Here is an 11,772-nt window from a genome sequence, read left to right as displayed (position 1 = left end):
GCGGCCGTCAGCGATGCGCCGACGGCGGCAGCGAACGTCCATTCTAGCCGTTTGGAGGGACGGCAGGCAAGGTGCGGGTGTTACGATTACCTAACGCGACCTGAAAGGATGTGCCTTCTGGTGCCAGGCCCAGGCGGTGCGGATGACCGTAGGCAGGTCAGAGTGACGCGGCACGAAGTTCAGAACTTTTCGCGCGGCGGACGGGTCGGCGACCAGATAGGTGGGATCGCCGGCGCGGCGCGGCTTGACGGTGTGCGGCACCTCGCGCCCGGTCTCCTGCCTGATGGCGTTGAGGATCTCGCGCACCGAAAAGCCGGAGCCGGTGCCGAGATTGAAGCTGCCGCCGGCATGTCCCTGTTCCAGCAGCTTCAGCGCCGCGACATGCGCGGCGGCGAGGTCACTGACATGGATGTAGTCGCGGATCGCGGTGCCGTCGGGCGTGTCGTAGTCGTCGCCGAACACAGCGAAGTCGACATGGCCCTGCAGGGCCATCATGGCCCGCGGAATGAGATGGGTCTCGTTGTCGCGCAGTTCGCCGATGCCGCCGGCCGGATCGGCGCCGCTGGCGTTGAAATAGCGCAGGCAGAACGCGCCGAAGCCATAGGCCGCGCGATAGTCGGCGAGCATGCGCTCGATCATCCATTTCGAGGCGCCATAGGGATTGATCGGCGCGCAGGGAAAGTCTTCCGGCAGCTCCTTGGAATCGGCGTTGCCGTAGACGGCGCCGGTCGAGGAGAACACGATGCGATGGCAGCCGGCGTTGCGCATCGCCTGGAGCAGCGACAGCGTGCCCTGCACATTGTTGATGTAGTACTTCTGCGGATCGGTCATGGATTCGCCGACGAGGCTCGCCGCCGCGAAATGCATCACCGCCGTGACCTTGTGGTCGGCGAAGGCGCGCGCCAGCGCTGCACCGTCGAGAAGGTCGCCGATCACCAGGGGGCCGGCGACGAAGCTGCGATGACCTGTCGAGAGATTGTCATAAACGACGGGCTGATAGCCGGCGGCAGACAGTGCGCGGCAGGCATGCGAGCCAATATAGCCCGCGCCCCCTGTGACGAGGACGGTCGGTCGGTCGGTCATATCGTCTTCTACTCTTCTCTCAGCGATTGGAAGGCCGTTTGCGGCTGAAGAGAAGATAGAGTGCGCGGGGGTTGGTGGTCAAATAGCGCCAGAACAGGCGGCGTGGCTCGAGCCAGGTGCGCCAGGCCCATTCGAGTCCGAATTTCTGCATCCATTGCGGCGCGCGGGACCGGCTGCCCGACAAAAAGTTGAAAAGGCCGCCCGATGTCTTGATAACGCCAACATTGGTCAGCAGCGGCGTGTATTGCTCCACGAATGCCTGCTCGTTGGGCACGCCGAGCGCGACCCAGAGATAGTCCGGCGCGAGCGCGTTGATCTCCTCGACCTTCGCGCGCAGGGCCTCGCCGCGCAGATAGCCGTGGCTGTGCCCGACGATCTTGAGGTTCGGATACATCTTCCGGACGTTCTCGACCGCCGCGGCGTTCTCGGCCTCGCTGGCGCCGAACATGTAGAAGGTGCGGCCGACCGCTTCGGCTTTGCGCGCGACGATGTGGAACAGGTCCGTGGTCGCGACGCGCTCGGGCAGCGGGAACCAGGATTGCAGCTTCGAGGCCGCCACCAGCGGCTGGCCGTCGGCGTTGATCAGGTCGGCGCCGCGGAACAGGCGTTCGGTCTCCGGCTCGGTCGAGCAGCGCGCCAGCACCTCGCCATTGGCCGAGGTCAGGTGCAACGGACGGCCGATGCGATGATTCGGATCGGTCGCCTCGATCATGAAGTCGGCGGTCGCTTCCAGGTCGAGCGCGGCCATGCGAAGGCCGCCGACGGTGATCCGCGGCACGTCGGCGGTTGCGGCCCGGCCGTCCAGATTGACGCGGCGCTCAAGCATATTGTCTGCCTCGCTGGCGCGCTTGGGTTGCGGGCGCGAGTTCGTCGAGCACGACGCCGACGAGCTTGCGCTCGGCGCGGCCGAGCGTGCTCAGGATCTCTTCCAGGCTGTCGTTGATGTCGAGGCTGGTCGGCAGTACCGCAACCAGTGCGTCGGCATCGTCGAGCAGCTTGCGGCCGCCGGCCGGGAGCGGCATCGCGGGGCCGTCGAGGACCACGAGGTCATAGCCGCCGGCGGCGCGCGCCTGCGAAATCGCCTTGCGGATGGCCTCGGCGGCTTTGCCCGCGTCGCCTTCGGCGGCCGGCAGCACCGAAATGCCGTTCACCGTCTTGATCTCGCGCGCGGTCTTGCTGCCGATCGAGAGCCAGCCGAGCGCGCTCGGCTCGCTCTTGCCGGGACGGGTGACCTTGTTCGAGAGCGAGCGTGCCTGATGGTCGGCATCGATCATCAGGACGCGGGCACCGTCACGCGCGGCCGCGAGCGCGAAATTCAGCGCGGTCACGCTGCGCCCGGTGGTCTCGCTCGCACCAATGAGCGCGATCACCGGCATCGCCTTGCCGCCGGCGCGCCGGGCGACCGCGGCGCGCATGTCGCGCCAGGCATTGAGTAGCGTCGTGAGGGGAAAGCCGGGGCGCAGCGTCGGCCAGCCCAGCCGTGTCAGGTCGACGCCGCCGCCGGTGGCGAGAATGGCACCCAGCGTGTGGATGACATCGGCCTCCTGCAGGCGCGCGATCAGCGGCTTTTCGATCAGGGGCCTTTCGACCATCGAGGGCTGCAGCGATGGCGCGGCAACTTCCGGCAGAGCCTGCGCGACTTCCGGAGTGCGCGATGCCTGCTGAGGCCGGGCAATCTCCGAAGTCCGCGTCGTCTCTGGTGCTCGGGGACCTTGCGGCGCCGGTGTGCGTTCACGGCGGGCCGGCGTGGGGGCGCCGGCGAACAGGAGCTCGGCCGCGACGAACCAGCTCGAAGCCGCGAGCGCGCCGAAGATGAAGCCGATCATGGCGAACAGGCTCATCGCCGGCGGGAACGAGCGCCGCTGCGGCACGGTGGCTTCGCCGATGACGCGGGCCGCCGAGGTGTTCAGGGTCTCCTGCTCCTCGGTCTCGCGCGAGCGCTTGAGGAAGGACTGATAGACGTCGCGGCTGGCATCGGCCTCGCGCTCGAGTTCGCGCAGGCGCACGGCGGCCTGGCTGAGCTGCACGCTCTGCCGCTTCTGCGCCTCCAGCGCCCGGTTCAGAGAGGCCTCGTAGTCGCGGGCGCGCGTCAGATCGTTCTTGGCGGACTGCGCGAAGCGATCGATCTCCTCGTTGATGGTGCGCTTGAGATCCTCGACCTGTTTCTCGGTCTGGCGCAGCGCCGGATGGCGCGGGCCGAGCTCGCCGGCCTGCTCCGCGTACTTCTTGCGGGCGTCGGCATATTGCGCGCGCAGGTTCGCGATGGTTGGTGATTGCAGCGCCTCCGAATTCGCGCCGGCATCGGCAGCGGCGCGCCGGCTCGCCTCGATCTGGTCGAGCCGCGCCTGTGCGTCCATTGTCGCCGCGCGGGCCGCGGAAAGCCGCTGATTGCTGGCGGAGAGCTGCTGGTCGCTGATCAGCGCGTCCTGGGTGCCGACGAAATTGTTCTGGGCCTTGTAGGTGGCGAGCGCGGTCTCGGCACTGCGCAACCGCTCGCGAAGCTCCTTGAGGCGGCCGGAGAGATCGTTGGTGGCGCGTCGCGCGGCCGAAGCCTGCGAGTTGCGGGATTCGGCGAGGTAGGCGCTGGTCAGCGTGTTGGCGAGCATCGCCGCTTTCGCCGGATCGGTCGACCAGACCTCGATGTCGACGATGAAGCTCTTCTCGGTCTTGCGGACCGTGATGTGCCGGTTCAGCGCGTCGAGCGCCGCGAGCTGCACTTCCTTGGTTTCCGCAGCGGACGGCGCACGAGGCTGAAGGCCGATCAGGCCGAGCAGCGACGACATCAGGCTCCTGGCATCACCGCCGCCGAATTCAGGGTCCTTGTCGAGACCAGCCTGCTGGATCACCTGGAGCAGCACGCTGTTCGAGGTGATCAGGCGGGCCTGGCTCTCCACCACCATCGCCATGCCGGAGACGTCCTGGGCACGCGGCGTGAGCTCGCGATCGACCAGCTGAAGCTCGCGCGGGTCGACATAGAGCTGGGCGGTGGCGGTGTAGCGGGGCGTCACGCTCTTGCCCACGGTGACGGCAAGCGTCGCACCGAGGAGTGCGGCAGCGGCAATCGCGATCTTCCGCCGCCAGAGCAGATTGACGAGCTCCAGCACGTTGAAGCCGGTTTGAGGCCTTTGTCGCGGGGCCTCCGGTCCGGCCCGATCTATCGGCTGGTTGTAGTCAAGCATAGTCCCCAGCTTTCATTCCAACGACCGCGGGCTGAGGGGTTACTCTTCGCTTTACGCCACGCACCCGGGATATAGGTGCCCAATCAACGCAACAGGGAAAATTAACCATACTCATTGAGGGACTATTCACCGAAATGGCAAACAAAGCGTTTAAGCGCACGCCGCGCCTCGGCGCGTCACTGTGACACTCGCGATGCCGGGGTCCCCAAGGGATTAACGGTTCGTTACCGCGCGCAGCAAGGCCGCCAGGCTTCGCTCGTCCTGCGATGGACCGCGCGCGTGCCATGATTGTCAGCTCTTCCGCAGGATGACGTGATAATCGCCGCGACGAACGTCGGTGCCGCGCGGGAGCACGGCGTTCAGCATTGCGGCGCCGGCATCGACCAGAGCTGCGAACAGCGGCTTGCGCCGGCGCATCTCGGGATAGCGCGGACTCTCGACCTCACGGCGATAGGTCATCTCGAGGCCATTGGCGGCCGCAAACGCTTCGAGTCGCGGCAACGTCACCAGCGGATGAAAGAAGGTCGGGAACGGTGGTTCGCCGGGCAGGCCGGCATCCCTGATGCCGCGGATGTGCCGGTAGAACCAGACGTGGAACCAGTGCGGCGAGTACTTGGTGACGACGCCGGACAGCGAGCGCGGATTGGGCGCGCCGATCAGGATCATCCCGCCGCGCTTGAGTGCGTCGCGAAAATTCAGGAGCGCAGCGTCGACGTTGGGCAGATGCTCGATCACGTTGTAGCAGATCACGAGATCGAAGGTCTCGCGGCCGAAGCGGTAGGTCTGCACGTCGCCGAGGATGGCTTCGTCCGCGTAGGTGTTGTTGCGGACCTGGTCCTCGTCGATGTCGACGACGGTGACCTGGCTGCGGCTCAGCAATTCCGGCGGCAGAACGCTGCACGAGCCGCCGCCGGCTTCATAGATGGCGAGCCGGCCCTGCGGCAGTTCGCGGCGCAGTACGTCGTGGACGGCGAGCAGGCTGTCGCGGGCTTCGCCGGGGACCAGATCGTGCAGCGCCTGGGCTTGCGCGGTGGCCGCGGGGATCTGGATCGCCGTAGCTGTCGCGAAATCGATCGTGGCTGGCTTGTTCATATTTTTTGACCGCGCTTGTTCGACTCAAATTTACAGGAAAAGTCTCGCATGCCCGAAGAGCAAATCTGGTACCGCGACGCCTCACCGGTCGCGGTGCTTACGGTCGGGTTAATGCGCATGGCCGTTAACTACAGCATTGTCCCTGTCGCGCCGTCCGCAGCGGATGGACTGCGACTTGCAGTACCACGTGCGCATGGATTGGTAGGGAAAACACGCGAAAGCGGTTAAGCGCATGGCGGCAGATCTGCATTGTCGAGAGATCCGAGGAATGGTGCCGTTTCGCGCCTCGGTCCGGCCGTTCACTTTGGCACGCATCTGTCCCATGGCACTGTGTCCTCGCGGGACGTCACCGGCTGATGCGATTGACGCAGGGCTTTTTCAACATATCTCGGGCATCTAGAACGCCATGACGCTGATCCCGACAGACCTGTCCGCCAGCCGGCTCTCGGATGCCGTGCACGATCCCAACCGGGAGATCGCGGCGAGCTCTCGCGTCATCGACCTGTCGGTCGGCATTGTCGTCTGCATTCCCTGCTTCCGCCGCCCGCAGCATCTGCGGCTGACGCTGGAATCGCTCGCGAGCCAGCGAACCCCGCGTTCCTTCGCCGTCGTCATGGTGGAGAACGATGCCGTGCGGCGCGAGAGCGCGCCGGTTGCCGCGGAGTATCTCGCCGACGGCCGGCTCCAGGGCATCTGCCTTGTCGAGCAGCGGCAGGGTAACTGTCAGGCGATCAACGCTGCGTTCGAGACGGCGCAGGCGCTGTTTCCCGCAGCGACCCGCTTCCTGATGATCGACGACGACGAGATCGCCTCGCCCGACTGGCTCGAGCTGATGGTTCGCACCGCAGAGGCGACCGGCGCCGACGTGGTCGGCGGGCCGGTGCTGCCTGACTTCGACGACGACAGCCAGCCCTGGCTTTCGCGTCATCCCGCCTTCCGCCCTGCCTACGACTACAGCGGCGCGGTGCCGCTGATCTATGGCTGCGGCAATTGCCTGATCACGCGTGCGGCGTTCGATCGGCTCGGCAGTCCAGCTTTCGATCTGCGCTTCAACTTCCTCGGCGGCGGCGACTGCGACTTCTTCGTGCGTTGCCGCGATGCCGGCATGACGTTCCACTGGACGACAGAGGCGGTCATCACCGAGACCGTGCCACAAAGCCGCACCAGCCTCGGCTGGATCGCAAAGCGCGGTCTGCGTATCGGCGCGATCAACTACCGTGTGCAGTACAAGGCCGCGCAGGGCGTGGCGGCGCGGGTGCGGGTGTTTGCGCAGATGCTCGGCCGGCTGCCGCTGTCTTTACTACGCGCGGGCCGCCTGCTGGCGACGTCGAAAGCCGTCGTCGCGATGCATCCCGTGATGGTCGCGCTCGGCTCCCTGCTGGCGGCACTCGGCATCGAGCCAAAGCCCTATGAGGCCTCGAAGATCGTGTCCTGACGCCATGGCGGCGGACTAGATGCCAAAGCAGGCGAGGGCAACCCTGAGCGCGGAGCGCGGCAGCGAGTTGAGCGAGCGGCGGCCGATCATCCCGAGATAGGTGAAGGCCTGGCGATATCTGCCGAAGCGGACCGCCTGCATCGCCGAATAGGTGACGAGATGAATCTCGGCCGCCTGCCGCAGCCGGGCTGCCGTGCCCTCGGGCAATCTCGCCAGGATCAGTCCGTCGTCGAAGACCCGCGCGATCGCCGGGAAGAAATCCTGCGGTGTCCGCACAGCCGCGTTCATGGTGTTGGCCGTGTGCAGGCGATAGTCGAGCAGAAGCTTTGGTGCGAACTCGAACTCGCCGATCGCAGCAAGGCGGCACCAGCAGTGCCAATCCTCGCAATATCTGAGGGAGGTGTCGAAGCCGCCTATGGCGCGGAAGGCCTCCGCACGCGCGAGCGCGATGCCGCCATTGACGATGAAATTGCCGGCCGCGAGCCGCGTCAGCACGTCGCCGGAGGGCTTGCGGCGTCCTTTCAAGAGGTCGCGCCGGCCGACCTGCCGTCCCTCGCTGTCGATCGTGTTGTAGTCGCCGTAGACGAGGACGGCGCGCGGAGCGCCGCGCGCTGCGGCCAGCAGTGCCGCGACCGCGCCGGGGCGCAGGCGGTCGTCGGCATCGAGAAAGAGGAGCCACTCGCCGCTGGCATGTCGCGCGCCGAGATTGCGCGCGGCCGATACGCCGGCGGAATCGTTGGTCGTCAGGCGCAGCCGCGGGTCGCGAATGGCGCGGACGATCGCGATGGTGTTGTCGGTCGAACCGTCGTCCACGACGATCACCTCGGTCACCTCGCCTTGCGCCAGCGCGCTGGCGAGGGTTTCGCCGACATAGGCCGCAACGTTCTTGGCGGGAATGACGACGGACACCGATGTGGTCGAGCCCACCGGCAGCGGGAGGCGCGCTTGCGTCGCTACGCGTGCGCTGACCGGTAAATCGAGAACGTCTTCGGCGGTGATCAAGCTGCGGCTCGCTTTAAGGATTCGTTAACCAGGGCGCATCTGCAGATGCGATCGATGGCAACCTTGGCCGCTGCGGATGATACCCGCATTACGGCCAAATCGTTTCTCGGAAGGCCTGCGCGACGCCGGATTCGCAGAATAACGTTAAGCCGTTGGCATTAAGCCTGTCGCAAACTTGGAAGAGTGCGACAGCCGGTCCCATGCGAGAATGCGCACTCGGCTGCCGCGGATGGATTCCAGTGCCCGCAAAGACATTCGACTACGATCCCGACGACATGGTCCTCAACCTTTTCTACGAGGACAAGGACGACCGCTGGTTTCCCGGCGACCGGCATCTGCGGCGCATGGCGCGCCGCATGCTGCTCGGGGAGCCGCGCATGAGCGGGCAGCTTCGCGTGTTCCTCAATCTCTGCGCGGGGCTCGATCGGCTCGGCATCCGCTACCGCGTCAACGACTACGGCTACGTCGCGCAGCATCCCGAGGAAGTCGCCTGCATCATCGGTCGCACCTTCCTGCTCGACAAGTTCGCGTGGAAGAATCCGATCCTGCTCGGCGTCGCCGCCCACAATCATCCTCTCGACGATCCCGACCTGTTCAAGCGCCTGCCGGTGAAGAAGGTCGTGGTGCCCGGCCAGTGGTACGCCGACATGTACCGGCCGTACTGGCCCGACACGGAGGCCTGGCCCGTCGGCATCGACACGGATCTCTGGGCGCCGTCGCGCGCCTCGCAGAAGACCGTCGACGTGCTGATCTACGACAAGGTCCACTGGGACCGCGAGCGCTATGCGCCGGAGTTGATCGAGCCTGTCCGCGCCCGGCTGCTCAAGGAGGGGCGCTCGTTCACCGAGCTGCGCTATGGCAGCTACAAGGAGGAGGACTATCAGGCCGCGCTGGCGCGCTCGCGCGCGATGATCTTCCTGTGCCAGAACGAAAGCCAGGGCATCGCCTATCAGCAGGCGCTGGCCTGCGGCGTGCCGGTGTTCGCCTGGGACCCTGGCGGCCCGTGGCGGGACCCCGACTATTATCCGCATCGCGTGACGTTCGAACCGGTGTCGTCGGTGCCGTACTGGGATCACCGTTGCGGCACGAGGTTCGTCGACACCGCCGGGTTCGAGGCAGGCTGGGACGATTTCTGGACCGGCTGCGCCGCTGACGCGTTCGATCCGCGCGGCTTCGTGCTCGACAATCTCACGCTGGAACAGCGAGCGCTGCAATATTACGAGATCGCGCGAAGCGTGGCGCGGCGGCAGAAGGCGTCCGACGCGTCCGGCCTGCTGGTTGACGGATGGTTAACGAGGACGAGCTAAGACTTGTCGCTTGCTTCCCCGGGTTCACCAGGCCGGCCTTGAGCCATGGATCGCAGTGCCGCTGACATGACCGACGTCGAGGCCCGATCGTTCGGCCACGTCCTGTGCGATGGGCTTGCCGGTCTGAATGCCGCGCTGGCGGCGCGCTGCCTCGTCGCGGTTGCGGCCCTGCTCCTCGTGCTGGTGACGCTCGATCCGTTTCCCGATTTGCGCAATCCCGACGTCACCACCGTCGTCGGCGGGCGAATGGCGCTCACCTACATCTCCTTCGGCCTCCTGGCTGCAATCGCCGTGTTGCTCGTCGCCGCCACGGATGCGCCCGCGCTGAAGAGCCTGGTGACCCCGCTGCATCTCTGCCTCGTCGGCTGGCTGCTGATCAACATCGTCTTCTCAGAGAGCCGCGGCGTTTCGATGCAGCGCTTCGTGCTCGCGGCCAGCGTGACGTCGCTCGCCGTTCTGTTGCCATTGCTGCCGCCGACGCAGCGCAGCTTCAACCTGTGTCTCGGCGCTGCCGCGCTCGTGCTGCTGGTGCTGTGCTATCTCGGCGTCTTCCTCGCGCCGCAATATTCCATGCACACCGCGCTCGACGTCACCGAGCCGCAGCTCGCCGGCGATTGGCGCGGCAGTTTCGGCCACAAGAACGTCGCATCTCCCGTGACGACCATCCTGGTCTATGTCGGCATCTACCTCTGCGGCGTCGGGTCGCTCGTGATGGGACCGGCGATCGCCGCGCTGGCGGGCATCTTCCTGATCTTCACCGGCGGCAAGACGTCGTCGGTGCTGTGCCTTGCGATCTACGCCCTCGCGTCGCTGGTCTGTGCCACGCCAAGCCTGTGGCTGAAGCGGCTCATGTGTTTCGTCCCGCTGATCGTGATGAACCTGCTGACGGTCGGCAGCGTCGTGAGCCCGTCGCTCGGCGCCATGACGCGGCTGCTTCCTCTCGATCCCACCTTCACCGGCCGTTCCGACATCTGGGAGTTCGCGCTCGCGGCCGTCGCCGAAAAGCCGATCATCGGCCACGGCTATGCGGCCTTCTGGGACGACGTGACGGCGCGGCAGACCGCCCAGGGCGCCGAATGGGCGACGTCCGCCGCGCACAGCCACAACAGCTATCTCGACCTCGCGGTCACCATCGGCCTGCCGGGCTTGCTGCTCGTCGTCCTCGTCTTCGTGCTCGCGCCGCTCCGTAATTTCCAGTCGGCCCAGGCTCACAACCGCAGCGCTGCGCTGGTCAAACTGTTCCTGACCGTGTGGCTGTTCGGCCTGTACTACGGGACCACCGAGACCTTCCTGCTCGAACGGCAGAATCCGATCTGGTTCATGTTCGCGCTTGCCGCGGCCGGTCTGCATTTCCTGGCCAGGTTCCAGTGCGTCGAGCAAACGGAGCCGCGCGCTGACAGCTTGTCGCAGCCGGAACGGCCGTAAGTGGCATCCGCTTAACGATATGCGGCGACGTCACTTGTGGACTGCGGCAAAACATAATCTATCTGGAAACATTCAGTCACTGTATGACCCGCGGATGGCGTTTCTCAGCGTCGAGCAACCAGATGATCGGGTGTCCAGCACGTCGGGAATCGCGGTCGATTTCGTGCGTGACTGGCAGCAGGCCGCACTGCGCCTGAAGGCCGGCCATCGCACCGCGTTCCAGCATGGCTACTGGCTCGGCGCCTGGTACGAGGCGTTTCACGATCTCGCGCCGCTGATCGCCGTGATCTCCGATGCCGCGACCGGCAAGGACATCGCGGCGGTGCCGATGATCAGCCATATCAGGCGCGGCATCCGCGTCGTCGAGTTCGCCGACCTCGGCGTCTCCGACAACAACGCGCCGATCCTGGCGCTCGATGCCGCGTTGGATGCGGCGGCGATGGATGCGATCGGCAAGGCGCTGGTCGACGCGCTCTGCGCCTTGCCCGATCGCTTCGACCTGCTGCGCCTGAGGAAGATGCCGGCGCATGTCGGCGGCAAGCCAAACCCGCTGGTGTCGCTCGGCCGTATCGGATCCAGCTCGCTGAACGGCAATCTCGTGCTGACGGGCGACGACTATGACGGCTATCAGGCCTCGATCAAGCGCATGCAGATGCCGCGCTGCTGGCGCGTGTTCAGCCGTCATGCCGGCGCGCGGTTCGAGATCGCCACGGATGTCGCGCGCGCGCTTGAGCTGCTGGACGTGATGGACGCGCAGCAGCAAGCGCGCATGCGCAAGCTCGGCTCGCGGTTCGTGCTCCACGACGACACGCATGCCCGATTCTATCGCGACGTCGCGCGCCAGGGTGTTGCCGATGGTTATGCCGTCATCTCGGCGCTGGTGTGCGACGAGGGCGTCGTTGCCACCACGTTCGGCGTCAGGCATGGCGCGACCTATTTCCTGCTGCGGATCAGCCACGCCGGCGATCCATGGTCGAGCTGCTCGCCGGGGCTGCTCGTCACCGAGCGCACCATGGCGGCGCTGCATGCGCAGGGGGTGCGCCGTTTCGATCTCAGCATCGGCAACCAGGACTACAAGCGCCGCTTCGGCGCCGAGAAGGTCGCGCTGACCGACGCCAGCGTCGCGCTGTCCTGGCGCGGCGCTCCTTACGCATGGCGCGACCATGCCGCGCAGGGCCTGCGCCGCCATCCCAGGCTGGCCGCTGTCGCGGCGCGGGCGATGGGCAAGGGAACGCGCTAGAGCACGCGC

Annotated in this window: 9 protein-coding genes; 4 read left to right on the top strand and 5 right to left on the bottom strand. The window is 66.3% G+C overall.

The window, feature by feature from the left end:
• Positions 1-90: 90 nt before the first annotated feature.
• The 4 genes from galE to ACE10W_RS35580 all read right to left on the bottom strand — a co-directional run bounded on the left by galE (position 91) and on the right by ACE10W_RS35580 (position 5,354).
• Complete coding sequence (gene galE, locus ACE10W_RS35595; RefSeq protein ID WP_304548586.1) at positions 91-1,083, bottom strand: UDP-glucose 4-epimerase GalE; 993 nt, start codon at positions 1,081-1,083, stop codon at positions 91-93.
• Between the two features lie 19 nt (positions 1,084-1,102).
• A complete protein-coding gene (locus ACE10W_RS35590) occupies positions 1,103-1,909 on the bottom strand; it encodes a WecB/TagA/CpsF family glycosyltransferase (protein WP_304548584.1) in 807 nt (268 codons plus the stop codon).
• Positions 1,902-4,262, bottom strand: a complete 2,361-nt coding sequence (locus ACE10W_RS35585) for an exopolysaccharide transport family protein (RefSeq protein ID WP_304548583.1) — start codon at positions 4,260-4,262, stop codon at positions 1,902-1,904. Before ACE10W_RS35585 ends, ACE10W_RS35590 begins: the two co-directional genes overlap by 8 nt.
• Positions 4,263-4,553: 291 nt before the next feature.
• Positions 4,554-5,354, bottom strand: coding sequence for a bifunctional 2-polyprenyl-6-hydroxyphenol methylase/3-demethylubiquinol 3-O-methyltransferase UbiG (locus ACE10W_RS35580; protein ID WP_028173923.1), 801 nt, complete (start codon positions 5,352-5,354; stop codon positions 4,554-4,556).
• 406 nt (positions 5,355-5,760) lie between these two features.
• Here ACE10W_RS35580 and ACE10W_RS35575 point away from each other — a divergent pair, with 406 nt between their 5' ends.
• Positions 5,761-6,789 (top strand): glycosyltransferase family 2 protein, encoded by a 1,029-nt coding sequence (locus ACE10W_RS35575; RefSeq protein WP_304548582.1) that lies wholly within the window; start codon positions 5,761-5,763, stop codon positions 6,787-6,789.
• A gap of 15 nt (positions 6,790-6,804) precedes the next feature.
• Here ACE10W_RS35575 and ACE10W_RS35570 read toward each other — a convergent pair whose 3' ends face one another.
• Positions 6,805-7,791 (bottom strand): glycosyltransferase, encoded by a 987-nt coding sequence (locus tag ACE10W_RS35570; RefSeq protein ID WP_304548580.1) that lies wholly within the window; start codon positions 7,789-7,791, stop codon positions 6,805-6,807.
• A gap of 239 nt (positions 7,792-8,030) precedes the next feature.
• Between ACE10W_RS35570 and ACE10W_RS35565 the strand changes: the two genes are divergently transcribed.
• The 3 genes from ACE10W_RS35565 (at position 8,031) to ACE10W_RS35555 (ending at position 11,763) form a co-directional block, all read left to right on the top strand.
• Positions 8,031-9,098 carry a glycosyltransferase family 1 protein gene (locus ACE10W_RS35565; protein WP_304548578.1) on the top strand — a complete coding sequence of 356 codons (1,068 nt, stop codon included), beginning with the start codon at positions 8,031-8,033 and terminating at the stop codon, positions 9,096-9,098.
• Positions 9,099-9,143: 45 nt separating this feature from the next.
• Entirely contained in the window at positions 9,144-10,523 is a 1,380-nt protein-coding gene (locus ACE10W_RS35560) for an O-antigen ligase (RefSeq protein WP_304548577.1), read from the top strand.
• Between the two features lie 94 nt (positions 10,524-10,617).
• Entirely contained in the window at positions 10,618-11,763 is a 1,146-nt protein-coding gene (locus ACE10W_RS35555; RefSeq protein ID WP_304548575.1) for a GNAT family N-acetyltransferase, read from the top strand.
• Positions 11,764-11,772: the final 9 nt, after the last annotated feature.

This window comes from Bradyrhizobium sp. B025 (assembly GCF_042257955.1).
Classification (GTDB): domain Bacteria; phylum Pseudomonadota; class Alphaproteobacteria; order Rhizobiales; family Xanthobacteraceae; genus Bradyrhizobium; species Bradyrhizobium diazoefficiens.
This window is presented reverse-complemented; position numbering and strand designations above follow the sequence as displayed.

Bases quoted from the DNA above. Each gene is read 5' to 3' on its own strand.
- galE (WP_304548586.1), bottom strand. From the start codon at position 1,083: ATGACCGACCGACCGACCGTCCTCGTCACAGGGGGCGCGGGCTATATT.
- ACE10W_RS35585 (WP_304548583.1), bottom strand. From the start codon at position 4,262: ATGCTTGACTACAACCAGCCGATAGATCGGGCCGGACCGGAGGCCCCG.
- ACE10W_RS35590 (WP_304548584.1), bottom strand. From the start codon at position 1,909: ATGCTTGAGCGCCGCGTCAATCTGGACGGCCGGGCCGCAACCGCCGAC.
- ACE10W_RS35560 (WP_304548577.1), top strand. From the start codon at position 9,144: ATGGATCGCAGTGCCGCTGACATGACCGACGTCGAGGCCCGATCGTTC.
- ACE10W_RS35575 (WP_304548582.1), top strand. From the start codon at position 5,761: ATGACGCTGATCCCGACAGACCTGTCCGCCAGCCGGCTCTCGGATGCC.
- ACE10W_RS35580 (WP_028173923.1), bottom strand. From the start codon at position 5,354: ATGAACAAGCCAGCCACGATCGATTTCGCGACAGCTACGGCGATCCAG.
- ACE10W_RS35555 (WP_304548575.1), top strand. From the start codon at position 10,618: ATGGCGTTTCTCAGCGTCGAGCAACCAGATGATCGGGTGTCCAGCACG.